The organism is Micrococcaceae bacterium Sec5.7, from assembly GCA_039636785.1.
In the GTDB taxonomy this organism is placed as follows: domain Bacteria; phylum Actinomycetota; class Actinomycetes; order Actinomycetales; family Micrococcaceae; genus Arthrobacter.
This window is the reverse complement of record CP144169.1, coordinates 1767441-1790939: the sequence shown is the minus strand read 5'-3', so window position 1 is coordinate 1790939 and position 23499 is coordinate 1767441. Positions and strand designations below refer to the sequence as shown.

Genomic DNA, 23499 nt, shown 5'->3' with positions numbered 1-23499 from the left:
GTTTTGAGATGAACAGCGATATCGGACGATTCAGCACTGCTTCCAACACCAGCGAGACAGAAGCACCTGCCGAAAGGCCGGCGGAAGAGCAGCAGCCACCCGAACTGGTCTACGGCTCAGCCGAAGAGTTCCTGCACGAGCAGCTGCTGCCCACGTTTGTTCGCGACGTCGACGGTCGCGCCGCTAAGTGGTGCCTTGAGTGGTATTTCCACCCCGAAGCGCTCTCCCGTGTTGAAGCGCTGTGGCGGGCGTGGGAACACCTCAGGCTGGACGGAGCCACGGGAATCAGTGTCTGGTGGAAAGATCACGCGGACCACCACATGAGCGTGCTCCTGGACCCACGCGGCCCGTTCTACAGATGCGATATGCAAAAGCACCGGGACCCCGAACACCTGGAGCCAAAGAAAGCACCGGAAGGGTGGTTCCCTGACGTACGCACGCTGGGAAAGTAGGGCACCATCGTCAGACAGAAGGAGCTTATTCTTAGGGACGTGGACGAGTTTGGTTCACCGAAGGGCTGTATGACCAGCCCGTGATGAAGCCGTCGACGGCCTTCGTCAGCACGTCAATGAGTCCGACCGGGATGAGGAGACCATGCCCCGGGTAATTCGGATTGTCTCCACCAAAGTTCATACCCACCAACAGGCCGGATGAGCTTACAACTGGGCCACCCGAATCCCCCTTTAGCCCCTCAGGGTGGCAGAGCAGGAGTTCAAAGAACACCTCGGTCAAGGTGTGCGTTTCCGCATTGAGTGCCGGCCACGGGCGGCGACCCACAATGGTGACAGTATCGCCTTGTCCGTAGGGAGCAATGGCGCCCGGTAAATGGAAGATGTCCGACATGCTTGACATTGGTTCGTCGGGGGAAAGCGGCAGCAAAATTACGTCAGCCAAGACTCCTGGCGTGTCCGTAGAGCGTCCGTACTTAAACCGTGGAACTTTTACACCGTCATCGTTCACGTCGAAAAGTGGGACTCTCGCCAAAGTGGCCTGCTGTTCGTTGTGAAGGGTAATTTCGTCGGCCCAGAGCGACCAATCGTCGGTTTGCGACGGTTGGCCTGTGGCGAGATGGGCAACTGTTGCCAAATAAATTTGGCCATCCGACTGGACGAGGAAACCGCTTCCGACGTTGCTCTCAGGGCCGTCCTGCGTGGGTGCCGCTAAGGGAGCCACCATTCTATTTAAGTTCACAGCATGACCGTACCTACAGCACAGTGCTGAGAACTAATGCCCTGACGACTGAGACCGTTCTTGCCCTTTTCAGAGGCCATCGCGGCCCCTGTTCGGGGGTCGCTTGAGAAAACGGACGTCAGAGTACGCTAAGCCTGTTTTGAGTTCCCGGTTCTCCCCTCAAGGTGTCCCTAGAGGACGGTTAACACAGGCTTGGGAAAGGTGAAATATCCGTCCTACCGGCTCCCGGGAGGAAGGGGACGAAGCTGTCCACATGCGGTCTTTGACTTGGAAGAGCGTCGGCTGGTGCTGTAGCGTGCCTTGAATTGCGAAGTGTTACGACATATTGGGGAATATAAGCGTATGGCGGCATGGGGGACGACTGGCGTGATGTTGTCGTGCGCGCGGACCACGTGAGGAAGCCGCGGGCTGCTCGGGCAGGTGTGGCTGCGGTTGCCGCGAGCCTGACCGCGCTTCAACTCGGTAACGGCGTGGCCGTTGGCCTCATTGAAGCCGTCGGCCCGGCAACAGCGACCTGCCTCAGAGTAGGAATCGGCGCTTTGATGCTCCTCCCTGCCCTCTGGCTGGCACGACGTTCCGCTGCCGTTTCCATGCGCCGCATCGTCGGCTATGGCATCGTCTTGGGCCTGATGCAGCTCTCCTTCTATCAAGCAATTTCGCACATCCCGCTGTCCCTGGCAGTTTCCATTGAATTTGTCGTCCCCTTGGCAATCGGCTGCCTGCGTTCGCGCTCTTGGGCAGTCAGGCTTCCGGCCTTGGGCGCCGTAGCGGGACTTTTCCTCATCGCGGACTACAACGGTCAGACGGGTCCTGCAGGAATCCTGTGGGCCGCGGCTACCGGGACACTGCTGAGCATCTACATCCGGATCGGGACGGCCATGCCGGCCGCGTCCCATCCACTCGTGGTGCTATCCAAGGCTTTGTGGGTCGCGTTCCTGGTTGTTCTCGCCGGGCAAGTCCTGGCTCCCGTTCCCGACTTACACACAGCGGGCCCGCTGGCCCCCCAGGCGCTTATCGTGGCACTGCTGACAATGGTTATTCCGTTCTCTCTCGAACTTTTCGCCATGAAGCGCCTACGCGCGCTTCCCTTCGCGCTGGTCTCGGCATTGGATCCCGCACTGGCTTCGGCCGTCGGCGTACTTGGCCTGAACCAGTACTTGGACGGCCGGCAGATCACGGGACTGATCGTTCTCACCGGGTGTGCCGCACTTACCGTCTGGACGGATGCACGCGCTCAAACAAACAACCAATTGACATCCGAAAAACGAGGAGTAGAAGCTGAAAACCAACCAATTGCTGTCTGAATTGGACTTGTCCTTTCCGTTAAAGCGTGACACCCAGGTACTGATTGCGTGCGGCTACTTCGACGTCTCAACGGGAATCGATGACTTCGCCGTGGAATCGATGAAGGCGGGCCTTCGTCTCGGCGACGAACTCCAGAAAACATATTCTCTGACGCGGAAACCGGCATTCACCGTCATCGTCAACGACCTGGGCATGGATTGTTCCCAGGATGTGTGTGAGATGCGGCCGGCCGCCCCCGCCGAAGTCGATACCTCGGCGCTCCTGGAGCTCTGCGCTCCCTTCGAGGTGACCTTCGATGTTGTGAAGGAACGGACGTTGCGGAATCGCTCAGCCCGGTTCCTCAAACGATGGCTGAAAGACACGGCCTCGGACGAATCGCTGCGGCTTGAGGGAACTGAAATCCTCTTCGACTCCGATCTCTACCCAAAAGTCATTGCCGGGGCCGTCAACGAGGAAGAGGCGGGCATTCCACGTTGCCCGCTCATTGTCAGCGAATACCTCGATTTGTCCTTCAAACGACTAAGCGCATCACGCCAGCGATCCTCCAGGGTCGTCTTTGATTTCAACCGGGTCGCGGATAAGGACAAGGTCATCAAGGGAACAGAGATGTACCTCGCCCGGAAATCCCAAGGACAGGAAGCCGTTGTCCAAGTGTTCTTCGACGCAAAGACACACGATTTCGTCTCGATCCCCTACAGTTCCGAGGACCTTGGACGGAGAGCAGCATGATCTATCTGGACTATCAGGCAACGACCCCGCTAGACGATGAGGTTGCCGATCTCGTCGACAGCGCCGGACGCCGGTTCTGGGCCAACCCGTCCAGCCCGCACATGGCCGGGATGAGGAGCCAGGAAGCCATCGAAGGTGCGCGACGAAAGATGGTCCGGCTCCTTGGCTGCCGTCCCCGCGAGCTGTTCTTCACCTCAGGCGCCACGGAGGCCAACAACTGGGCCATATCCATGGTCACGGCCAGCCCGGAACACCACATCATCACCACGGCGATAGAACACAAATCCATGCTGGATGCCTGCCGGGCCTTCCAACGGGGCGGCGGAGACCTCACCGTGCTGCCAGTAGACAACAACGGATTCGTAAACCCCGGTGAGGTGAAAAGGGCCATCAAACCGACGACACGGCTTGTCTCGGTCATGGCGGCCAACAACGAAATCGGCTCAGTCCAGCCCATCACCGACATCGCTTCGGTCACGGGAGAGGCCGGGGTCCCCCTTCATTCCGACGCCACCCAGGCCATCGGCTACCTGGTTGAGGACCTCACCCAGTTCCCCGCCGATCTGATCAGTTTCTCCAGCCACAAACTGTACGGGCCCAAAGGAATCGGCGCCCTCTACATCAGCGACAAGTTCCAGACCTCCAACAACGGTGTCCCCTCCCTGCTTCACGGCGGAGGACAAGAGGGCGGCAAACGCCCCGGAACCCAGAACCTTCCGGCGATAGTCGGCTTCGCCAAAGCCCTGGAGCTATCCCGGGCCGGATTGACGGGCGAACGGTCACGGGTCAATCAGCTCAAGAACATGTTCCTGGACCTTCTGCTTTCCCACCACCCGGACATCATGACCAATTCCCCTGAGGAGCGTTGTTTGCCCAACTGCCTGAATATCAGGATCCCCGGCGTGGACGCCGGAGAACTCATGTCCGCGGTTCCGCAGGTAGCGATCTCGGCCGGATCTGCGTGCAACAGTAACGACCAGCAACCCTCCCACGTGCTCATGGCCATCGGGCTGTCCGCAGACGAGGCCCGGTCCAGCCTCCGAATAGGATTCGGAAGAACAACAACCCCCGAAGAAGCCCGTGATGCTGCGATGGCCATTTCTGCGGCGGTTTCCCGCATGAAAGCCTCGTGAAATGCCAGCGGCTGTGACGCCGGTAAGAGTTCCCTTCTACAGCTCCATGGTCAGCCACGACTGGGAAGCCCTGGGCTACCCCAGCCAGAATGCGGCACGGTTCTGGGACACCAGATCCTGCGGGGTCGCATGCCTGCGCATGGTCTACGCACATCTCCTCCCCGACCTGAAGGTCCTCCCAGCAACGATCACCGAGGAACTTCTCGGTAACGGCGCCTACACTGAACAAACCGGCTGGCACCACGCCGGACTGGCCCGCCATGGCCAAAAGAACGGACTCGAAGCCGACCGGCTACAGTTCTCAACCAAAGAAGAGTTCATCGAAACCGCCCGCGGGCCGGGGGCACTCATCGTTTCCGTCGGTCCGTCCTTCGAGTCTCCCGGCACGTCAGGTCATCTTTCGGTGCTAGCAGCCATGACGGATTCCTGCCACGTACTGATCCACCGGCCCTCAAGCCATCACCCCGCAGAAGGGCGAAACATCCGTCTCGATCTTGCGACGTTCTGGGACCACTTCTCAGGCCGGGCAATTCATTTTCGGAATAGGCGGCAGGAACACGAGCCTTGAGTCTTCTGGGGCCACCTCTGGGACCGGGCCATGTATAAGTCGTCCGTCGCCGATGGCATCCTCAAGCAAGAACCCGACGAGGCGAAGAATTCCAACGACTCCACAGTGGGCATTAGTACGCGTTAATGCCCCGTTTCCCCTTGGTTACCGCTCCGAGGCGGGGAGCCAGCGGTAGAGGGTGGGTACGGAGACGCCGAGGTCGCGGGCGACGTCGACAGCGGGCGTTCCTTGGGCGAGGAGACGCCGCGCGGAAGTGATTTTGCTGTTGGTCATGATCCTTTTGCGTCCTGACTGGCGGCCGGCTGCACGCGCGGCTGCGAGTCCGGCCCGGGTACGTTCGATGGTGAGCTCGCGTTCCATCTGCGCCAGGGATGCCATGACGTGGAAGAAGAACCGGCCGGTGGGGGTGGTGGTGTCAATTTGGTCGGTCAGGGACCGGAACCCGACGCCCGCGTGTTCGAGCTGGTCGGTGAAGGCGATGAGGTTCTTCACACTGCGGCCGAGGCGGTCCAGTTTCCAGACAACGAGCGTGTCGCCATCGCGGAGGTGCTCTAACGCCTTATCTAGGCCTGGCCGTGAGGCCTTGGCCCCGCTGATGGTGTCGGTGTAGATCTTCTGGCAGCCAGCGTGGGTGAGCGCATCGCGTTGCAGGGAGAGGTTCTGGTCGGTGGTGGAGACCCGGGCATAGCCGATCAACATGGTGGACATCATTTCGAAGTTCTCGGAATCCGTGATTACTGGTTGATGCAAGAATACTGTTTCGAGAAGTGTTTTTGAGAGTTCTGGTTTCCCGGATTTCCGGCGCCGCTGTCATTTTCCGAAGTCGTCTGCACTGAATGTCAGAAGTCGCCTGCACTGAGCCGGAGGCCGGTACTCCATCGCATGAAGCCTCAGCGAGGCCCCTGGCTAGCGGCTGCCGGAGCCTGCGGCACGCCCTCTCCCGGCGTCCTGGCCACGCCGCGAAATAGGAGGTGGCATGGCCCACCCGCGGCGTGCTTCAGTCGGTTGCATACTGCGGGCGCCCGGCCGGCCGGTAGACCTGGAGCGTTATGCCCTTCGGGAAGGATCGCGATTCGATCAGGTCAAGCGCTGTGTCCGGGCCGGTGTCGGGGAATAGGCGCTTGCCCTGGCCGACGACCACGGGACAGACGAGCAGGGTGATCTCGTCGACGAGCTGGTTCTCGAGGAGCCAGCGGACCAGCTCGCCGCTGCCGTGCACCTGCAGTTCGCCTCCCGGCTTGGCTTTCAGCTCGCGAATGGCGGCCGCGACGTCTCCGGAGAGGACGGTCGTGTCCGCCCATTTCGGGTCGGTGAGCGTGTTAGATGCGACGTACTTGGGCTTTGTGTTCAAGGCCCCGACGATGGGGTTCTCCAGGTCTTCCCTCACGCCCCAGTATCCGGCGAAGAGCTCATAGGTCCGCCGGCCGAACAGGAACGCGTCGGCGCGCTGGTAGAACTCGTTGACGAATGCCATGGCCTCGTCGTCGAACAGCGGCCTTGCCCATCCGCCGCGCTCGAATCCCGGGTCGAGATCTGGGTGCCGCCCGCCGTTTCCCTGCATCACGCCGTCGACAGAGACTTGCGTGTTGGTCGTCAGTTTCATGATTGTGGTCCCCTCTCGTTGGATTAGTCGTCACTCGGTAAGACCGGACCGCCGCGGCAGCCCGTAGGGCACCATGGTCTCCAATCGATCCACCGGGCCGGCTACGAGATCGGTCTGCGGGAGCTTCCGGGTCGGGTTCGGCTGCTGACTGGTGGGGTCCATGGGCGGACTCAGACATGCAGGGTGGGCCGGTAGATGAGCTCTTGGGTGTGGCCGTCGAGCGTCCGGCTCTCGATCAGCTCGAGGTCGAAGTCGGCCGCACCCTGGAAGATCGGCTCCAGTCCGGTCTGACCGGTAATCACAGGGAAGAGCGTCACCTGGACGCGGTCGACCAGACCGGCGGCCATCAGCGCCCGGTTCATCGACAGGCTGCCGTGCGAGCGCAACGGCACCTCGGACTCCTCCTTGAGCCGGGCGACGACGTCGACGGCGTCGCCGCTCACGACGGTCGCGTCCGGCCAGTCGAGGGGCCCTTTCAGGGTGGTCGAGACCACCGTTGCCGGCAGGCTCCTCATCCGGGTGACCCATGGGTCACGCACGTCGGACTCCTCGGTGCTCGAGGCCAGCATCTTCGCGAACGCCCGATACGTGTTGGCCCCGATGACCATCCGCTGCTCCTGGTCGTACAAGGCAAGGCGGTGGTCGAGCAACTCGGGGCCTTGCTTGCCCCAGTACCCGGTCCAGTTGCCGCTCGCGGCGCCGAAGCCGTCGAGGCTGGTAAAGACATCGAAGGTGTAGGTAGCGGTCATGATGCTCTCCTCGAGTGCGGTGGATGGGGGGCGCTTTTGCCGTTGATGGTCACGACCACCGGCGGCCGCCTCCCGGCACCGAGCGCGTTGACGATGTCCTCGGGGACCTTGATGCCTGCCTTGTCGCCGCTGCCCGGGATGGTCGTTGTGAATTTCATCCTCACAGTATGCCTCCCGCCCCGAGCCCCCAACAGGTCCACTGTGATCGATCACGGCGTTCCCAAACGGGGCAATGCCGCTCAAGGTCGTGGTTGCCCCTTTCTCAGAAACGAAGGATTTCAAGAATGCATTGATTCGAGAACGCCGGGACCGGTCGCTCTTCAATGCGATGGGGGTGTGCTGCCGCAGAAAATCGGCTCAACAAAGAAGAATTGGTGACCAGCCCCCTGATTCTCATAAATAGTTCTCGAAACGGTACAGTCGAACCAATGGCCCCAATTGAGTTTTGAGAAGAGAACGCCCCATGACCGCGCACCGCATCGGCTATGCTCGGGTCTCCACTCGGGACCAGAACCTGGACCTGCAGATCGACGCTCTGAAGAATGCCGGATGCGACAAGATCTACGAAGACACGATCAGCGGGACCAAGGCCCGACGCCCTGGACTCGACAAGGCGCTGGACACCCTGCGCGACGGTGACACTCTGGTGGTGTGGAAGCTGGACCGCCTGGGCCGGAGCGTGAAAGACCTTCTGGACTTCGCCGGCGGCCTGAACAACCGCGGCGTAGGCTTCGTCAGTCTCACCGATGCGATCGATACCACCACGGTCTCCGGGCGCTTCTTCTTCAACGTGATGGCATCCCTGGCTCAGATGGAACGGGAGCTCATGGTCGAACGCACCCAGGCCGGACTGCGGGCCGCGCGCGAACAAGGGCGGGTCGGCGGCCGCAAACGCATCATGACGGAAGCCAAGATCCGCTCCGCCCGCAAACTACTCAACCAGGGAACACCACCGCGGGAAGTTGCCAGCAGCCTCGGCGTCTCCGTGCCGACGCTCTACCGGTGGGTTCCGGCCGCAGGCACTTCTGAGGCTTCAAAGCAGTAGTTCCTGCGGGTTGGTGCAGGCGACTTCTGAAAAGTGACTGTTGGTGCAGAGGACTATTGAGCGGAATGCGGTTCCGTGCACGGCACTTCTGACATTTCCGTTGTCAACACTCGTCTGCACAACCCCGGAATTCCGCGGGAGCGTGTGCAGTCGACTTCTGAAAATGACAGCCGCTGTTTGGTGGCTCGTCTGGTTCTTGGTTTCCTCCGTTTTCGAGAAGAGCGTATATGCCGCGTCGGTCCGTGTTGTCACCTGTCGAGTGGGAGAACCTGCTAGCCATTCCGGTCGCGGAGGCGGACCTCGTCCGCGCCTATACGTTCACGTCGGAGGAGCTCGCCTTGATCGGGATGCGGCGTGGCGCTGCGAACAGATTGGGATTCGCGGTCCAGCTCGCTTACATGCGGCACCCCGGAGTGGCGTTGGGCATGGACGTACCCGAAGGGGCCGTTGTCGATGTCGTGGCGTCGCAGGTGAAAGTGGCGGCTACCAAGTGGGAGCAGTACGGGGCACGGGACGCAACCCGGCGGGAGCATGCGCTGGAGCTGCAGGCAGCATTGGGGTTGCGTACCTTCACGGACGAGATCAGCGGCACCCTTGTCGACAGCCTGGAAGAGATCGCAGCGCAGACCACCAAACCCGTCGTGGTAGCGACCGCAGCGGTCGGGCATCTGCGCGCTCGGGGTGTGCTCCTGCCCTCGGTGAATGTGCTCGACAGAGTTACTGCGGAAGCGATCACCCGCGGAGACCGCCGCGTGTATGCGGCATTGACGGATTCGCTGACGGCGCAGCACCGGCGCGGGCTCGATGGCCTGTTATCGGCCGCCGGCCAGGACGGTGGAACGAGATTGGGCTGGTTGCGGCAATCGCCGAAGAAGCCGGACTCGAAAGCGATGCGCGAGCACATCGAACGGCTGCAGCGCTGGCGGGATCTCGAGCTGCCCGTGGAGGTCGGGTTCGCGGTGCATCAGAACAGGTTGCTGAAGCTGGCCCGTGAAGGCGCGCAGATGACGGCCGGGGATCTGGCGAAGTTCGAGCCCCAGCGCCGTTATGCGACCTTGGCGGCGTTGGCGGTTGAGTCGCAGGCGACCGTGACTGATGAGGTCGTAGACCTCCACGACCGCATCCTGGGGAAGGTGTTCAACGCGGCGAAGAACCGTCATCGGAATCAGTTCCATGACGCCGGAAAAGACATCAACGACAAAGCCCGCCTTTACGGGCGACTTGGGGAACTGCTCGTCACGGCACGAGAGACCGGCGAGGACCCGTTCGATGCAATTGACAACATGATCGGGTGGGAAGCGTTCATCGCGAGCGTGAACGAAGCTCAAGCTCTTGCCCGCCCCAAAGACTTCGACTTCCTGCCTGGCATCAGGGAGAACTTCACCATGCTGCGCCGCTACAGCCCCCAATTTCTCGACGCGCTCGTGCTGCGGGCGGCACCTTCAGCCGAAGACCTGGGGGTCGAGGACCATTGCGCGGAAAAGTAGCGCTAAGCATCAAAAATGACCAAGTTGGAGGGGCTTCCCTTGCCGCGATGGGAGGTTCGCCTTGTTCAGCCTGAGCAGTCACCTAAACGTCCGTAGGCGTTGCGCCCGGACATGGCATGCTTTACAGCCGTACGCCAACCGACAATGGCTTGGGCGCTACTCTTCCACGAGTTGGTCCCCAAGCCCGCACCTACGCGCCGCTGTTCGTCGAAGCGGACGCGGGTCCGGCCAGGTCGAATGAAGAGTCTCCGTGAGTTCTCGGTCATCAACAGGCTCAACATCTCAGCCAAGAAAGACCGCCCGGCCGCTCGAAAAAGAACAGATGGACACCCCTGACGGCTATATCCCGGGGGCTCATGCGGTCACGAGCCGGCCTCGGTACCATGTTTGGGCCTGGGGCGCGATTTGAAAACCGGTCGACGGGATAGGGGGTCGAGGACCATTGCGCGGAAAAGTAGCGCTAAGCATCAAAAATGACCAAGTTGGAGGGGCTTCCCTTGCCGCGATGGGAGGTTCGCCTTGTTCAGCCTGAGCAGTCACCTAAACGTCCGTAGGCGTTGCGCCCGGACATGGCATGCTTTACAGCCGTACGCCAACCGACAATGGCTTGGGCGCTACTCTTCCACGAGTTGGTCCCCAAGCCCGCACCTACGCGCCGCTGTTCGTCGAAGCGGACGCGGGTCCGGCCAGGTCGAATGAAGAGTCTCCGTGAGTTCTCGGTCATCAACAGGCTCAACATCTCAGCCAAGAAAGACCGCCCGGCCGCTCGAAAAAGAACAGATGGACACCCCTGACGGCTATATCCCGGGGGCTCATGCGGTCACGAGCCGGCCTCGGTACCATGTTTGGGCCTGGGGCGCGATTTGAAAACCGGTCGACGGGATACGCGCAAGGTCCCATAGCTGCTGTGACTCGTAGTGATGGTTCATGCCCAGCATGTTTATAGTGTGAGGGCTGAATCCAGCTGGTTCCAGGGCCCGTACAGCGTCTTCAATTGTCGATGTTCCCTTGATATTCAGGGGGATGATCTGCTCGCTGATGGCTCCGAGGAGCTGGCCAAGCTCCAGCGGTGTCTGGCATGCGGCATGGTAGGCCCCAGGCGCCGCAGTCGGCTCGACCGCCGCGGCGGCCGCTAGTAGACCGAGGTCCGTAACGTCGATCGTGGAGAGCTGCGCGCGGCCGCTGTCTATGGTGGTGCCAAGGGTTTTGAACATTCGCGCTGCTCCCGGGATGAACCAGCGGTCTCCGGCGCCGTGGACGAGGTTCGGCCTAATGACGATCCCACCCGCAGCGATCACTGCCCTGTCCGCTGCCGCCCGGCTGCGGCTGGCCGGAGATTCAGGGCGGTACTCTGCGTCCCCGGGACGCAGTGAATTGTGGGGTCCGGATCCGTAGACCGCTGTGGTGCTGATCTGCACGAGTCTTCCTGCTCTCGCAATTTCACAGGCCCGGATGATGGACAGGGTGCCCAGGTGGTTCACACGGTCGGCTATGTCCCCGTCTGGTCCGACGTACGAGGCTGCGTTGATGACGGCGTCCGCATGTCTGACCGCACGGCGGACCGATGCCGGGTCCGTAACATCACCGAACAGAGCAGTCGATGAGGCCTCCAAAAGCAAGCCGGTCGGCCGTCTTGCTAGAATCGATACAAGGACATCGTCCCTTAGCTGGAGCGCCTGGAAAATTCGGCTGCCAATGAAACCAGTGGCCCCGATCAGCAAGACCCTGGTTAGATGGGGCGCCTTCATTTCCGGGCCTGCCGAGTGCTGGGGTCCGTCCAATCTACGTTCTGACTAGAGTTGAGGTTCATTTATGGTCCTTCAGGATCGTGCAAAGGCAACCCGTGAGGCGATCCTCGAAGGGGCTGCAGTCGTTTTTGAGGAGCATGGCTACGGCAGTGCCAGCCTGACCCAAGTATCCGAAGCGGCCCAGGTAACGAAAGGCGCGCTGTACTTTCATTTCCAGTCCAAGGAAGAGCTTGCAAGAGCGGTGATTGAGGAACAGCACCGCGTCGTTCTTGAGCACAGCGCAGCGATTCTGGCCGGCAATCACTCCGGCCTGACGACCATGATCCTGATGTGCCGGGCGTTCGGACTCCAGTTGATCAACGAGCCGGTGGTCAAAGCCGGCATCCGACTGACATTTGAAGCGGAGACCTTTGGCCAGCCGGTGCGAGGCCCCTATGACGACTGGATTGCCGTGATGGAACAACTCGTAATTCAGGGCAAAGAGGAAAACCAGATCCGTCCCACGGTGGACCCTGCCGTCCTTGCCAGGTATGTGGTGGCGTCCTTCACCGGGGTCCAGATGGTGTCCGACGTCCTGACCGGACGAGCGGACCTCATGCAACGCATCGAAGAGATGTGGGCGCTCCTGCTGCCGGGAATTATGCATGCAGATTCTCACGAAGATCCACATACCCTGTCTCGGCTGGTTTCCGTCGGGGACTTGGGGCCAGAACCGAATCGGGCTGCTGGTTCGTAGTGATGCTGGCGGTGGCGTGCATCCGGACCGTACCGGAGGCCTGGATATTTGCGAGCACGGTTGTTGTATCCGTATCAGCCGTCACCGACTCCAGAACCACCACGGCTTCATCTCCGAACTCGGCGATGGACATGAACCGGGCTTCGAGTGACGAGAAGTCCAGCAATGGATCCAGCAACGCCAGGCGAACTGATTGCCGCACTGCTTCGATGAGCAAGACGCCAGGAATATGATCCAGCGGGTGATCAAACAGGATCGGGTTTGAAACATCGACGCGCAGCGGCCAGCAACCTGCTGCGGAGCTCTCGCCCAGGACTACATTCCACGCGGTGGAATGCCCGACGTCGGCCGCCGGGACCGGGGGAACAATCCTGTGACGATCAGCGGCGGGGGAGCGGGAGCGGATGCGGACGTAAGCTTCGGGATCCACGATCCGCGCCCCGGCCGCACCGTCGGCAATCATCTGTCCGTCCACCCGGAATATGGCACTGGTCCGGAATGCATTGACTCCCTGTACGGAAGCCTTGACCTCGGAAACCATGACTTCGGCGGTCACTTCTGCCGGAGCAAATGGATTCCGCATCGCCCCGGATGTCATGGACACTGAGATATCGGGCATGAGGAATTGCATGCCCAGAGGAACGTGCAGCTGCGTGTGCGCTATCAGAACTGTCAGTTGGCGCAGCGTCTCGACGACGAGTGCCGAGTCGAAGCCTTGGCCGATGGAGCCAAAGAATACGTGCCACCGCGGCCACTGTGCCGAAACCGTGTAAATAGTGCTTTCATTCCTCTGAATCCCGGTCAAGAAGACTTCCGAGATCGCACGTCGGTGCACGAGCTCACGGGGCACTGGAGCGCTGAAGCGGTGCCCCGTGCGCTGGTCGTGCTGTCGAATATTATGCGTCATTGCGTTCCCCCTAGTTCCGGCAGACCAAAGCATACCGGTCGGACGGTTTCTCCACGTAGAGCACGCGGATCTGGGGACGAAGAGGCCGCGGGGAGCGTCCCGGGTCGGTCAGCCTGACGGCCCAAGCCGAAGACGGCCGGGCAAACACCACATTGTCGCGGGTCACTTGGTAAAAAGCATGTAACAAGCAGGTCGTCCGGCTTGTTTTGGGACGAGAAGCGATGTGGAATGGGAACCGCGGGACTCCGGGTTTCGTCGTTGGGGGACTCCCGCCATGCCCGCAGCGGCTGGCATGCCGTTCGAACGGTTTTCTAGTATCCGTTCTAAACCGGTCGCCCGTCTTGTTTTATACGCTGGGACGAATTACTCTATGTGACAGGTGGCCCATGACGCCTAGCAGGGGCCATGCCGAGCACTTGGGTATCTTGCCGCGGAGCGGTATTCGGGTCATCGTCCACGGGTGAGTTGTGGCTGTCCAAGAAGCGAATTTTGGGAATGCACTACTTCACTGGCATAACCAATATTGGGGGATTTCGCTTGGAAAGGCGTCCCGCATGAACACAAAAGATGGGACTCAGATGAATGTCAAGAAAGTAATGGCTGGCGTAGCACTAACCGGCGCGCTCGTTACAGCGGGCGCTGGAGCTGCCAATGCATGGACGCAGTGGCCTGTAGAAGGGGGCACATGGAACTATGGTTACAATGCCGGCGTCTATTCCGACTACATCAACAGCACTTGCCACGGTTCCTCTGTCTACACTGATTGGGGTAACAGCATCAGTGTTAACACCCCTCCCGACAAATGGGCGAACGCTTGGCACACCGGAAATACATGGACGCACAACTCGTGGTACTACCGGACCTGTTAGTTTGATCAGTCCATAAGTAATACAGTGCCACCCGGCGAAACAGTATTTTTCGTCGGGTGGTTCCACGCCTTTGTGAGGACCTGTAGTAAAAATGTTGAAATTGCTCGTGAGGATTACATCTTTAGGCATTGCTGTCTTCCTGTCGGTTTTGGGTGGAATCTATATCTCCACCGCCGAAGAAGCATTTCCCAGGGGTAGCGATTTCACTGCGAGCCTGGATTTCTCAAAGATTCAGCTGCCCAAAGACCAGGTCATCTCCCAGCTCGACGCCATGGCTGGTGAATCAGGGCTTCACCTGGCCAAAGTTGTGGCCGATCCAGAGGATTTCTTCAACGGTCGCTCGCTCTATGTGTTCGGCAACGAAGCGCCGAAGGCGGCACAGGACCTTGCGTGGTTCAAGTCCGGGATGCATGGCCAATTGCTGCCTGCTCATGAGTTGGGGCCGGCTCCCCTGAGTGGGCCTTACGTCTATTCAGGACCTAAGGTTGCCACGACGCAGCTCGTGCAATGGTTGGACGCCCATGGTGTGAAGCGTGTCATTACGGAGAAGAGTGCCTCGGCCGTGCTCAGTCAGGCGCTCTTGAGTACCGGCGCCTGGCTGACTTTTCTGACCTGTCTGGTCCTGCTTGTTACTCTCGTTATCTCTTGGTACGTCCTGCGCGCACGGGCCCGCTCACTAAAAGTCCTGTGTGGAGCTCCTGCCGGCAAGGTGGTCCTTGAGGACCTCCTTTCCCTGCTGCGGGTCGTGACTGTTCCTGCTCTCGTGGGATTAATCGGCGCCTTGGCTTTCGTGGCCTTACAGGGCAAGATCTCGTATCTAATGCCGTTTGCACTCACGAGTGCGGCGTTCATCGCCTGCGGCTTGGCGATGATGATGCTCTGCGCTTGGCTTGTGAGCATGATGACTTGGCCGTCCGTGGACGGAATAGCCTCGCGCCTGCCTCCTGAGAAGCATTTCCAACGCATTAGTGAAGTACTCAAGGCGGCAACACTGGTCCTCGTTACGGTGACCCTTCCGGTCGTGGGGGCGTCCATAACTGAGGCGACAAATCTGTCCAACCAGAATGCACAATGGGAATTCCTCAAGGACAACGTTTCGCTTCGTGACTCCATCCGCTCTGACGCTGAGTTTGAGACTCGCCTAGCCGAAAAGCACGATTTGGTGAGCGAGGCTTCAAAGGCCGGCAAATTGACGCTCTCCTACGCTGTCAAACCGGAAGATCTGGGCCTCAAGGGTGCAGCGCCATCCGACTTGGGCGGCTATGACGGCGTGATCTTCGCAAATTCGAGCTACTTGCAGGCGATCTCTCCCGTCGTAGGATCCACTCCATCGTCTGGAAACCCTCTAGGTGGGCGAGGGGAGAAGATCGCCATCAATGCTCTCCCCACCCCCCTGGTGAACTACCTATCTCAGCAGTACCCCCTCTTGAATCGGGCGGGCACAAACCTCGACGGCATCGAAGAGCGACTGGTGCCCTTCCGCTACACGGGCCAAGAAGACTTCCCCGCCCTGACTCAGGTCCTTGGCGAAATGGTGCATTTCGCCAACCCGCTCGTCATCGTCGTGGACGATCCATCGGAGACTTTCAACGATCATACGATCGGGGCCATGATGTCGACTTCGAATCTTACGTTCAGTGATTCTGAGTGGTTACGCGGCTATCTCGCAGGCCACCCGCTGGGAACCGTCGTTCTTTCCGTCGACCGAATCTCCGACGCCGCACTGTACAACAGCCAGCTACAGAACCAATCTGCAGGCATGAAGAGCCTTTCCTTCACTCTTGTCTTGCTCGCCCTCACTATGAGCACAGCCGTCTCGGCGCTCGTCTACGCCATCTCGAAGGCACGGCGCCTCCTCGTGCAGCGCACCTCCGGGTGGACGTGGCTGAAGTCCCTTGCACGTCGACTCGCGTGGGAAGGATCAATGGCTATCGTTTTGGCTGTCTCAATGGTCTTCGCTTTGGGAGCAGGCGCCCGACCCGAAGTCTGGTGGGCGCTGACCACCGTGCCGCTCTATCTAGCCGTCACGGTCATACTGCATGTCACCTCGGCAAGGGGAGTCTTCACAAGAGTTCTCGCTCGCGCGGCGTGACCAGAAAATTTTCAGGAAAGGATCTCAATGGAAATCACAGCAGAGAACGTTACTGTCGCAATCGCCCACAAGAACATCCTCGGAGGACAGAGTGTCACCGCCGTTCCCGGCCGCACACTGGCCTTGGTCGGACCTAGTGGATGCGGGAAAACGACTCTTCTCAATGTACTGGGGCTTCTCCGTCGCGCCGACGGGGGGCGGGTACTTGTCGGCGATCAAGACGCAACCCGCTGGGACGATCGGCGGCGGCGGAAGTTCTGGCAGCAGCACGCAGCCTTTGTCTTCCAGGACTACGGACTCATCGATGAGGAATCAGTTGAGTACAACGTGGCCCTATCCCAGATATCTCTCTTCGGTCTTCGTAAGCGGCAGAAGAGCCGAATTGAAATTGCGCTCGACCGGGTTGGGCTCACTGGTCGTGGTGGCGAAAAGGTCTCAACTCTCAGCGGCGGGGAGAAACAGCGTGTCGGTCTCGCCAGGGCTATGTTCAAATCCGCGGACGTGATTTTCGCCGACGAGCCTACCGCTTCCCTTGACCTATTCAACCGGAACCTCGTGACCGGTTTCCTCCAGGAAGAGGCAGCGCGCGGAGCTACCGTCGTCATCGCCACCCATGACGAGGCTCTTATGAACGCTTGTGACCTAAAGCTGCGGCTCGGCTCTGTGGTTGAACCAGTTATGGCGGGTTACGTCGCCCACTGACCCGGTGATACTACGGGCGCGCCCTTCGGGGGACGCAGATCCTCACGCTTGATATATAGGCGGCTTATCCAATTTCCCCCTTCGGCGGCCATGGGCTTCGGCCCGCGGCCGCCGGTGTCGCTTAGTACGCATTCAAGTCTCAGAAGCAACCAACCACCTATAGCGGCCGGTTGCTGGTCCGGAGACAGGGCTATTTCAAGTCCGGTGAGGACCTTCGCACAGCTCTCTCTGCAACTGCTGCCGCGAACGGAACCGGCGCTTGGGTAAGCCCGGAGCATCTGGCATTCACATGCACCGGCACGTTCGACGAGGCTCAGGCCCTCGAGGGCCCAAGCATCTCGATGATCCTTCTGAATGACCACGCCGCGCAGTCCATAACTGGAACCTACGCCCCAGTCTTCGCGTCGTGGGCCGAAGCTGGGGCTTGGAAACTCGCCCAAGATGCACGGGCATCTGTGAGTTGACTGCGCCGGGGGCCTGTGAGTAGCCCAGATCCTCGATGATTTGGGGGCTTGGGGACCAACTCGCGGAAGAGTAGCGCCCAAGCCATAGTCGGTTGGCGTCCGCTAACGTTCGTTCGCAAGACACCGTTTGAGATCCCTTCCGGCCCAAGGAATACAAGGGCCCGTCGTGTAACGGTTGCCGCGTACGCACCACCGCAACGGGTACCGGCCTTCGCGATACACCAACCCCGCGAAGGGCAACGCTTACTGGCTACGAACCGGCCCGGTTGCCAGGCAGGCCAACGGCTGATCGTTTCTGGTGAAAAATCGCTAACGTCGGATATTTCACTTTTTCACAAGCCACCCCATCTACGACCTGAACCCGACCGACGACAGCTGGGCATCGGGCGGCGTCGGCAAGATCAGCGGCGGCGGTAAGTGGGATTTCAAGTCCGTCGACATCGACCTGCACGCAGCTCTGAACGCCCCACTCCCCCCGGATCCCGCAGACGACTGACCCGCAGTACGGAAGATGCCGGAACCCACGCGGGTGCCCGGCATTTTCCGTCTCCGCCGCACACATCACAGGCATGACCACTGACACCGCAGCACGCCAGCCCAAAGGCATCCCAGTAGGCGGCCAATTCGCCGCCACCGCCCACGCCGAACCGACCGTCGGCCTCACGGACCAGGGCGTCACCTCCCCGAAGACCATCGCGGACCGTTACCTGGAGCGCGACGCCGTCCAGAACCGCCGCCGGCGCCTCCATGAATATTGGCCTTCAGGGGGTCCAGAGGTGGTGCGGGTGAGCGCCGTGGTCGGAATCCCGATTGGCGTCGGTGAGCGCCAGCGTCGGTGTGGGTGAGCGCCATCTGTAAGGCTCCTTCCACCACGTGAGGGCCACGTGGCGGAAGGATTACCGGCAATGGTACGGAAGATCAAGGCGATACTGGTTTTGCAGTTTCGCAATCAAGGCCTATCGGGCAGGGCTATCTCGTCTGCTCAGGGCATGTCTCGGCACAGCGTTCAGGCGGTGATCGAGGCTGCTGATCGGGCAGGGCTCGGCTGGGATGACGTTGCTGATTTGTCTGATGGTGAGGTTTATCTGGCGCTATTTCCCGGCCGCGGGGTGCGGGAGAGCGTGTTCGCGCAGCCGGACTGGGGCCAGGTGCACCGGGAGCTGGCCAGGGTTGGGGTGACGTTGAAGCTGCTGCACCAGGAGTATGTCGACGCATCCGGTCGGGCGGGGCAAGCGGCGATGAGTTATGACCGGTTCTGCAGGCTTTATGGCGATCACGCGATGGTCACTGGCGCCTCGTCCCGGGTCGGCCACAAGGCCGGCCGCAGCATCGAGGTCGACTGGTCTGGGCCGACGATGCAGCTGGTCGATCCGGCAACGGGAGAGGTCTCGAAGGTGTATTTGTTCGTCGCGTGTCTGCCGTTCAGCAGGTATGCGTTCGTGGAGGCGTGCCTGGATATGCGGCAGGATTCGTGGCTGCGCGCGCATGCGGAGATGTTCGCGTTCTTCGGCGGCACGGTCCCGCGGCTCGTGCCCGACAATCTCAAGACCGGGGTGATCTCTCATCCGCGCGAGGGCGAGGTCGTGCTCAACGACGCGTATCGGGAGATGGCGGCGCATTATTCAGCGGCGGTACTACCGGGCCGAGTGAGGCACCCGAAGGACAAGGCGAGCGTGGAAAACACTGTCTCGCACGTCGCCACCTGGGTGATTGCCGGGTTGAGGAAAGAGGTGTTCACGAGCCTGGCGCAGTTGCGGAGACGGATTCGGGAGCAGATCGATGCCTATAACAGGCAGCCGTTCCAGAAGCGGGAGGGCTCCCGGCTGAGCGTGTTCACCGCCGAGGAGAAGCCGGTGTTGCAACCGCTGCCGGCGGTGGCGTTCGAGATCAGCACCTGGACCTATGGGCGCAAAGTTGGGCGCAACGGCCACGTGGTCTGGGCGAAGAACTTTTACTCCGTGCCGTTCGCCCACATCGGCTCGAATGTTGATCTTCGTGTCACGGAGACCATGCTGGAGATATATCGCAGCGATGAGCGCCTCACCAGCCACCTGCTGCTGCCAGCGACGACGGCGAACCAGCATCAGACGAACGAGGCGGACCTTCCGGAGGGTCGCAGCTGGCAGGCGTGGGACCGGGCCCGGATCGATGAATGGGCGTTACGGATGGGCCCGGCAACCGTGACGGTGATCAGCAAGATCTTCGAGTCCGTGCCCGTCGAGGAGGCCGGCTACGACCCCGCGCTGGCGGTGCTGCGCCTGTCCCGCCGGTTCTCCTCGGCCCGGGTGGAAGCGGCCAGCCAGCTCGCGCTGCGGGGGCCGATACGATCGCCCCGCTACGCCCACCTGCGGCCGATCCTGGATACCGGGCAGGACAAAACCGGGATCGTCCCTGATGAGCCGGAGGGAGACGATGGCGGATACGTGCGGGGCGGCGCCTACTACGCCGGAGGGGCTCGATGAGCCGCCTGGATGCGGAGACCAAACGCAAGCTGCGCGAGATGAACGCGGGCGAGTTGCTGGAGGCCATCGATACCCAAGACGAGAGGCTGAGTATCAGCTTGCCGTTCGAGGATCGTGTCCGGCTGGTCGTCGATGACGCCTATTCGTCGTTTACGCATTCCAAGGTGACCGGCTTGATCCGGCGGGCAGGACTGCGTTATCCGAACGCGGATTTGCGCCGCATCGATCTTCTCGACGAGCGCGGTCTTGACCGGCAGCTGCTGACCCAGCTGGGCACCTGCTCGTTCGTGGGCAGGCAGCAGAACGTCGTCTTGCAGGGGTTCACCGGGTCGGGGAAGTCGTATCTGGGATGCGCGGTCGCCAAACGCGCCTGCGAGCACCGAATCCGCGCACATTACGTCCGTATGCCAGACCTCGAGGAAGAATGGGTCGCCGCGCAAGACAGGCCCGGCGGTTCCGGTAAATTCCTGCGAAAGTATGCGTCATTCACGCTGCTGGTCATCGACGAGTGGCTCCTGGACCGACCCACGGAACCGATGCGAGGCATGCTGCTGGAACTGATGGAGCGCCGCTACGGCGAGACCTCAACAGTGTTCTGCACTCAGTATTTGCAGAAGGACTGGCACCAGCGGCTCGGCTCCGGCGTCCATGCGGACGCGATCATGGACCGGATCATCCACAACACGATCTGGGTCGAGACCGGCAACTACAACATGCGCGAACACGCAGCACTCGTGAGCGCCTAATCCTGTGCCAGAGAGCGTCAGCGGCGCCAAGCCACGCGACTGCTGGCGCTCTCTGGCACGATCCCCGGCGCTCAACCGCACGAATGGGTGGCGCTCAGGGCTTCAAATACTCATCCAGGAACAATTGGACCGGGTGGACAAGATCCAGGCCGCCCACTCCCTCCGCAGCGTTGCAGCGCTCATCCAGGCCCGCTACCCGGGCGCCACGACACTGCGGATCGCCGAGGACCGCGACGGCCATGACTCGTACGAGCCCATTTCGATCGCTGACAAAGACGGCGCGCTGCTCCAGCTCGTGCTTGAGGATGATGACTGGGTGTACGAGGAGATGGTCCAGGACGGACCGAACATCCGCGAACTGGTCGAGGACCTGAGCTACCGCGACGACAGCTGGACCGAGGGCGTCGGCAATATCCATGGCACCCGCAAGCACCAGACCAAGATGGTCGACATCGACCTGGCCGCTGCCGTGAACACCCCGGACCCGTTCATCGCAAAAGAGCACGATCCCCGCACCCGAACCCTCTCCGAGGACGAGCAGACCGAACTCGTCGAGGCCGCCAACCACGGCGTGGTGGCCATGGAAGACATCCTCGATGACACCAACAGCTTCGACGAGCACCGACAGCACGAAGAAATGGCGTACCTCAAAGACCGGGTCAACACGCTCCTGACCGTGACCAAGCAGCCGGAGTAGCCACCAACGCAAAGGGGCAGTCCGGCAATTGCTGTGAGGGCCCACAGTCCTCTAAGGCATCATCGACGCGACAGCCCCGGTCAGACATGTCCGCGGGTCTGGTGCATAGTCGTTCTCCGGTATTCGCAGCGTGAAGGTCCGGGCGGAATGACCTGCAGCAGTTGAAGGAGCATTTCTCAAGAAAAAAGCAGGCCCTCCGCGAATCGTTTCGGAGGGCCTGCTTCTTCTTGAATAACTCGACACACTAAAAGGGCAACGGAGAACCGTCAGCTAGCTGTCATGCTTCGAATCCATGCCATTTTTTTGGCTTTTCCGCAAAACAGTCACCACGATCCAAGCTATGGTGCTGATGAATGCAATGGCCATGACAACGAGAAGAATCACTGTCATCCAGTTCAGTTCGCGCATGACCCCATCCTACTCATCATGGCGAGGTGTCCCACCGTGAGCCGTTTTGAGCGTAGAAGGTCAGCGATGCCGTCGTGGAGTACCAGCCCATGTTCACGCTCGTGCTCGCGCGTGCGCGCGCGGGCCCCGAGCAGCTCTGCGTCCCTTGGAGAACTTGCTGGGTGATTGTGCTTGCTGATCCGACACCGGTGTACCAGGCGCCGTAGATGTTATAGATCTTGGCTGCAAAGGTAGGTGAGCAGCTGGAGCCGCGGCGACCGTCAGATTCGAAGGCCATAGTGAACGCGAACTGGTCAGTTCGTACGTCACAGCTTCTGAACTCCCACGTGCCTACGCCACTGTAGTCCACGCAGTTACTCACGGACATGGGAGTGACGTAATCCTTCGGTCGTCCGGTCCTGTGCTCGGTGGCGTTCTGGAAGGTGGTCAGAGAGACAGAGCCATCCTCAAACTCCTTCCTGATCACCATCTTGTCCGGTTGATTCTTTGTCTTGGAGCTGATTGGAGCAGCACCCGTCATGGACTGGGGCACGATTCCCTTCTCCAGGTTGGCAATTAAGCGGTCCCTGACTGGCGGTGCAATGCCCAGTCTTTCGCTTGATTCCGTGACAAAGGCAAGGTCTGCCTCGCTTAATGGCGTTCCGACAGCAGCTTGAGCCGGCGGCGATAACAACATCGATGCTGCCACCATGGCAGCAGCAAGTAAGGCTGCTTTGACTTTCAAACTTCCCCCCGATGAGTAATGACTCGTCTTCATTGGCGAGCCTGAGGTGAAGCGTATTCTAGGGGGAGTACTTTACTCAACCGTTTTTACTTACCAATTTTCCTAACTCCCGAGGAAATGCGAAATGGGGGTCTGCCGAAAGTAGAGATAAGCATGACCGCATCACGCAAGCGATTTACCCAGGAGTTCAAGGACGAGTTGTGCCGCGAGGTGATCAACACGTCCAGGCCGATCAAGGACGTGGCCACCGCGTATGGTGTCGGCCCCGAGACGCTCCGGAACTGGCTGGTCAAGTACCGCGAGGCCAACGGCGGCACGGAGGCGGATCTGCCGGTGTCGGAACGGGCGCGGCTGAAGGAGCTCGAGCGTGAAGTTCAAGAGCTGCGGGCGGAGACTGCCTTTTTGAAAAAAAGACCAGCGCTTACTTCGCGCGGGAGCAGCGGTAGTGAGCAAGTATGAATTCATCGATTCCCAAAAAGCTGAGCCCGCCAACCTGAATTCGGTGGTGAGAATGTGCCGCTGGCTGGGGCGTTTCCGCAGGTCAAGGGAGGTTTCCCCTGTCCGGGCGATGGAGCTCCGAGCGGAATAGGTGTCCCGTCTCAATTAAGTTGAACCACATCGCCCCGGAAATGCGCGGTTGGGTCAACTAAAGTGAGACAAGTTTTCCGGTTTGTCTCACTTTAGGTGACCCAAATCATCGAATCCTGTCGTTGACTTCGCTCCAGCCGTCGTTGCCCACGCCATGCAATCACCTGCGGTTTCGCCCGCAGCAGGACTTTAGAAGTCCCGCTCATTCCTGGACTCATCCCGGTGACTCTTCGACTTCCGCCACATCACGTAATTGGCGACGGCCAGAACGAAAAACGAGACCGCGAGAACAACTTTGAAGTAATCCGTGGCCCCGATTGAATAATCCCGGATAACTTGAACCAACCACGCAATGGTTGACAACGACCAGAGGACGGTCAGGAACAGGAGAACACGCGGACTCTGTTTCTGAGGTTTCTTGCCGGGCTCGGTTAAGCCCATCATGTCGGTCATTCGCAGCCAAGCGTTGCGAGGCCTGCCATCTTCCATGGCCCGAGCCTAGTCACGCCCGTCAGCTTGCGGAAGAAAGGAGCCAAAAGCGAGTCA

At 60.5% G+C, this 23499-nt stretch carries 26 protein-coding genes and 1 pseudogene; 16 read left to right on the top strand and 11 right to left on the bottom strand.

Features of this window, described 5'->3' with window-relative positions; all coding sequences use genetic code 11:
• Positions 1-8 precede the first annotated feature (8 nt).
• On the top strand, positions 9-452 hold the full coding sequence (locus V3C33_08525) for a DUF4913 domain-containing protein (protein ID XAS69279.1): 444 nt from the start codon (positions 9-11) through the stop codon (positions 450-452).
• Between the two features lie 31 nt (positions 453-483).
• On the opposite strand, the gene V3C33_08520 is transcribed toward V3C33_08525, so the two are convergent.
• Complete coding sequence (locus tag V3C33_08520) at positions 484-1191, bottom strand: trypsin-like peptidase domain-containing protein (protein XAS69278.1); 708 nt, start codon at positions 1189-1191, stop codon at positions 484-486.
• 350 nt (positions 1192-1541) lie between these two features.
• Here V3C33_08520 and V3C33_08515 point away from each other — a divergent pair, with 350 nt between their 5' ends.
• From V3C33_08515 to V3C33_08500, 4 genes are read left to right on the top strand one after another with little or no spacing between them, the layout of a single operon-like run.
• The gene (locus V3C33_08515; GenBank protein XAS69277.1) at positions 1542-2495 is read left to right on the top strand and encodes a hypothetical protein; all 954 of its coding nucleotides are present in this window, start codon (positions 1542-1544) and stop codon (positions 2493-2495) included.
• Positions 2485-3225: a hypothetical protein gene (locus V3C33_08510; GenBank protein XAS69276.1), complete on the top strand. Its 741-nt coding sequence runs from the start codon at positions 2485-2487 to the stop codon at positions 3223-3225. Before V3C33_08515 ends, V3C33_08510 begins: the two co-directional genes overlap by 11 nt.
• Positions 3222-4358 (top strand): cysteine desulfurase family protein, encoded by a 1137-nt coding sequence (locus V3C33_08505; protein ID XAS69275.1) that lies wholly within the window; start codon positions 3222-3224, stop codon positions 4356-4358. Before V3C33_08510 ends, V3C33_08505 begins: the two co-directional genes overlap by 4 nt.
• A 1-nt stretch (position 4359) precedes the next feature.
• Complete coding sequence (locus V3C33_08500) at positions 4360-4926, top strand: cysteine peptidase family C39 domain-containing protein (protein ID XAS69274.1); 567 nt, start codon at positions 4360-4362, stop codon at positions 4924-4926.
• A 144-nt stretch (positions 4927-5070) separates the two neighbouring features.
• On the opposite strand, the gene V3C33_08495 is transcribed toward V3C33_08500, so the two are convergent.
• From V3C33_08495 to V3C33_08475, 5 genes are all read right to left on the bottom strand, one after another.
• Positions 5071-5625, bottom strand: coding sequence for a recombinase family protein (locus tag V3C33_08495; protein ID XAS69694.1), 555 nt, complete (start codon positions 5623-5625; stop codon positions 5071-5073).
• A gap of 298 nt (positions 5626-5923) precedes the next feature.
• Entirely contained in the window at positions 5924-6529 is a 606-nt protein-coding gene (locus tag V3C33_08490) for a dihydrofolate reductase family protein (GenBank protein XAS69273.1), read from the bottom strand.
• Positions 6530-6559: 30 nt separating this feature from the next.
• Entirely contained in the window at positions 6560-6691 is a 132-nt protein-coding gene (locus V3C33_08485; protein ID XAS69272.1) for a hypothetical protein, read from the bottom strand.
• A gap of 8 nt (positions 6692-6699) precedes the next feature.
• Positions 6700-7278 carry a dihydrofolate reductase family protein gene (locus tag V3C33_08480; protein XAS69271.1) on the bottom strand — a complete coding sequence of 193 codons (579 nt, stop codon included), beginning with the start codon at positions 7276-7278 and terminating at the stop codon, positions 6700-6702.
• Positions 7275-7436, bottom strand: a complete 162-nt coding sequence (locus tag V3C33_08475; GenBank protein XAS69270.1) for a DUF1905 domain-containing protein — start codon at positions 7434-7436, stop codon at positions 7275-7277. Before V3C33_08475 ends, V3C33_08480 begins: the two co-directional genes overlap by 4 nt.
• A 305-nt stretch (positions 7437-7741) precedes the next feature.
• Between V3C33_08475 and V3C33_08470 the strand changes: the two genes are divergently transcribed.
• Complete coding sequence (locus V3C33_08470; protein ID XAS69269.1) at positions 7742-8323, top strand: recombinase family protein; 582 nt, start codon at positions 7742-7744, stop codon at positions 8321-8323.
• Positions 8324-8565: 242 nt separating this feature from the next.
• Positions 8566-9810, top strand: a complete 1245-nt coding sequence (locus V3C33_08465) for a DUF4158 domain-containing protein (protein ID XAS69268.1) — start codon at positions 8566-8568, stop codon at positions 9808-9810.
• 812 nt (positions 9811-10622) lie between these two features.
• Here the strand turns inward: V3C33_08465 and V3C33_08460 are convergent.
• Positions 10623-11558: an NAD(P)-dependent oxidoreductase gene (locus V3C33_08460; GenBank protein XAS69267.1), complete on the bottom strand. Its 936-nt coding sequence runs from the start codon at positions 11556-11558 to the stop codon at positions 10623-10625.
• Positions 11559-11622: 64 nt separating this feature from the next.
• Between V3C33_08460 and V3C33_08455 the strand changes: the two genes are divergently transcribed.
• Positions 11623-12294: a ScbR family autoregulator-binding transcription factor gene (locus tag V3C33_08455; protein XAS69266.1), complete on the top strand. Its 672-nt coding sequence runs from the start codon at positions 11623-11625 to the stop codon at positions 12292-12294.
• Here the strand turns inward: V3C33_08455 and V3C33_08450 are convergent.
• Entirely contained in the window at positions 12197-13201 is a 1005-nt protein-coding gene (locus V3C33_08450; protein XAS69265.1) for a ScbA/BarX family gamma-butyrolactone biosynthesis protein, read from the bottom strand. The genes V3C33_08455 and V3C33_08450 overlap by 98 nt on opposite strands.
• A gap of 554 nt (positions 13202-13755) precedes the next feature.
• On the opposite strand from V3C33_08450, the gene V3C33_08445 reads away from it, so the two are divergent.
• The 7 genes from V3C33_08445 to V3C33_08415 all read left to right on the top strand — a co-directional run bounded on the left by V3C33_08445 (position 13756) and on the right by V3C33_08415 (position 21233).
• A complete protein-coding gene (locus tag V3C33_08445) occupies positions 13756-14070 on the top strand; it encodes a lactococcin 972 family bacteriocin (GenBank protein XAS69264.1) in 315 nt (104 codons plus the stop codon).
• A 91-nt stretch (positions 14071-14161) separates the two neighbouring features.
• Positions 14162-16162: a hypothetical protein gene (locus V3C33_08440; GenBank protein ID XAS69263.1), complete on the top strand. Its 2001-nt coding sequence runs from the start codon at positions 14162-14164 to the stop codon at positions 16160-16162.
• 27 nt (positions 16163-16189) lie between these two features.
• The gene (locus V3C33_08435) at positions 16190-16864 is read left to right on the top strand and encodes an ATP-binding cassette domain-containing protein (GenBank protein ID XAS69262.1); all 675 of its coding nucleotides are present in this window, start codon (positions 16190-16192) and stop codon (positions 16862-16864) included.
• A 1033-nt stretch (positions 16865-17897) separates the two neighbouring features.
• On the top strand, positions 17898-18173 hold the full coding sequence (locus V3C33_08430) for a hypothetical protein (protein ID XAS69261.1): 276 nt from the start codon (positions 17898-17900) through the stop codon (positions 18171-18173).
• Positions 18174-18233: 60 nt separating this feature from the next.
• Positions 18234-19790 carry an IS21 family transposase gene (gene istA, locus V3C33_08425; GenBank protein XAS69260.1) on the top strand — a complete coding sequence of 519 codons (1557 nt, stop codon included), beginning with the start codon at positions 18234-18236 and terminating at the stop codon, positions 19788-19790.
• Complete coding sequence (locus V3C33_08420; GenBank protein ID XAS69259.1) at positions 19787-20536, top strand: ATP-binding protein; 750 nt, start codon at positions 19787-19789, stop codon at positions 20534-20536. Before istA ends, V3C33_08420 begins: the two co-directional genes overlap by 4 nt.
• Before the next feature lie 133 nt (positions 20537-20669).
• Positions 20670-21233 (top strand): hypothetical protein, encoded by a 564-nt coding sequence (locus V3C33_08415; protein ID XAS69258.1) that lies wholly within the window; start codon positions 20670-20672, stop codon positions 21231-21233.
• A 270-nt stretch (positions 21234-21503) separates the two neighbouring features.
• Here the strand turns inward: V3C33_08415 and V3C33_08410 are convergent, their stop codons facing one another.
• Positions 21504-21641 (bottom strand): hypothetical protein, encoded by a 138-nt coding sequence (locus V3C33_08410; protein XAS69257.1) that lies wholly within the window; start codon positions 21639-21641, stop codon positions 21504-21506.
• Positions 21642-21657: 16 nt separating this feature from the next.
• Positions 21658-22398: a hypothetical protein gene (locus V3C33_08405; protein ID XAS69256.1), complete on the bottom strand. Its 741-nt coding sequence runs from the start codon at positions 22396-22398 to the stop codon at positions 21658-21660.
• Between the two features lie 120 nt (positions 22399-22518).
• Between V3C33_08405 and V3C33_08400 the strand changes: the two are divergent.
• A pseudogene (locus V3C33_08400) lies at positions 22519-22891 on the top strand (transposase).
• 251 nt (positions 22892-23142) lie between these two features.
• On the opposite strand, the gene V3C33_08395 reads toward V3C33_08400, so the two are convergent.
• Positions 23143-23442 (bottom strand): hypothetical protein, encoded by a 300-nt coding sequence (locus V3C33_08395; protein ID XAS69255.1) that lies wholly within the window; start codon positions 23440-23442, stop codon positions 23143-23145.
• Positions 23443-23499: the final 57 nt, after the last annotated feature.

Bases quoted from the DNA above. Each gene is read 5' to 3' on its own strand.
- istA (XAS69260.1), top strand. From the start codon at position 18,234: ATGGTACGGAAGATCAAGGCGATACTGGTTTTGCAGTTTCGCAATCAA.
- V3C33_08525 (XAS69279.1), top strand. From the start codon at position 9: ATGAACAGCGATATCGGACGATTCAGCACTGCTTCCAACACCAGCGAG.
- V3C33_08485 (XAS69272.1), bottom strand. From the start codon at position 6,691: ATGGACCCCACCAGTCAGCAGCCGAACCCGACCCGGAAGCTCCCGCAG.
- V3C33_08505 (XAS69275.1), top strand. From the start codon at position 3,222: ATGATCTATCTGGACTATCAGGCAACGACCCCGCTAGACGATGAGGTT.
- V3C33_08435 (XAS69262.1), top strand. From the start codon at position 16,190: ATGGAAATCACAGCAGAGAACGTTACTGTCGCAATCGCCCACAAGAAC.
- V3C33_08515 (XAS69277.1), top strand. From the start codon at position 1,542: ATGGGGGACGACTGGCGTGATGTTGTCGTGCGCGCGGACCACGTGAGG.
- V3C33_08475 (XAS69270.1), bottom strand. From the start codon at position 7,436: ATGAAATTCACAACGACCATCCCGGGCAGCGGCGACAAGGCAGGCATC.
- V3C33_08470 (XAS69269.1), top strand. From the start codon at position 7,742: ATGACCGCGCACCGCATCGGCTATGCTCGGGTCTCCACTCGGGACCAG.
- V3C33_08440 (XAS69263.1), top strand. From the start codon at position 14,162: ATGTTGAAATTGCTCGTGAGGATTACATCTTTAGGCATTGCTGTCTTC.
- V3C33_08490 (XAS69273.1), bottom strand. From the start codon at position 6,529: ATGAAACTGACGACCAACACGCAAGTCTCTGTCGACGGCGTGATGCAG.
- V3C33_08500 (XAS69274.1), top strand. From the start codon at position 4,360: ATGCCAGCGGCTGTGACGCCGGTAAGAGTTCCCTTCTACAGCTCCATG.
- V3C33_08495 (XAS69694.1), bottom strand. From the start codon at position 5,625: ATGTTGATCGGCTATGCCCGGGTCTCCACCACCGACCAGAACCTCTCC.
- V3C33_08395 (XAS69255.1), bottom strand. From the start codon at position 23,442: ATGGAAGATGGCAGGCCTCGCAACGCTTGGCTGCGAATGACCGACATG.
- V3C33_08420 (XAS69259.1), top strand. From the start codon at position 19,787: ATGAGCCGCCTGGATGCGGAGACCAAACGCAAGCTGCGCGAGATGAAC.
- V3C33_08455 (XAS69266.1), top strand. From the start codon at position 11,623: ATGGTCCTTCAGGATCGTGCAAAGGCAACCCGTGAGGCGATCCTCGAA.
- V3C33_08410 (XAS69257.1), bottom strand. From the start codon at position 21,641: ATGCGCGAACTGAACTGGATGACAGTGATTCTTCTCGTTGTCATGGCC.
- V3C33_08450 (XAS69265.1), bottom strand. From the start codon at position 13,201: ATGACGCATAATATTCGACAGCACGACCAGCGCACGGGGCACCGCTTC.
- V3C33_08405 (XAS69256.1), bottom strand. From the start codon at position 22,398: ATGAAGACGAGTCATTACTCATCGGGGGGAAGTTTGAAAGTCAAAGCA.
- V3C33_08430 (XAS69261.1), top strand. From the start codon at position 17,898: ATGACCACTGACACCGCAGCACGCCAGCCCAAAGGCATCCCAGTAGGC.
- V3C33_08480 (XAS69271.1), bottom strand. From the start codon at position 7,278: ATGACCGCTACCTACACCTTCGATGTCTTTACCAGCCTCGACGGCTTC.
- V3C33_08460 (XAS69267.1), bottom strand. From the start codon at position 11,558: ATGAAGGCGCCCCATCTAACCAGGGTCTTGCTGATCGGGGCCACTGGT.
- V3C33_08445 (XAS69264.1), top strand. From the start codon at position 13,756: ATGAACACAAAAGATGGGACTCAGATGAATGTCAAGAAAGTAATGGCT.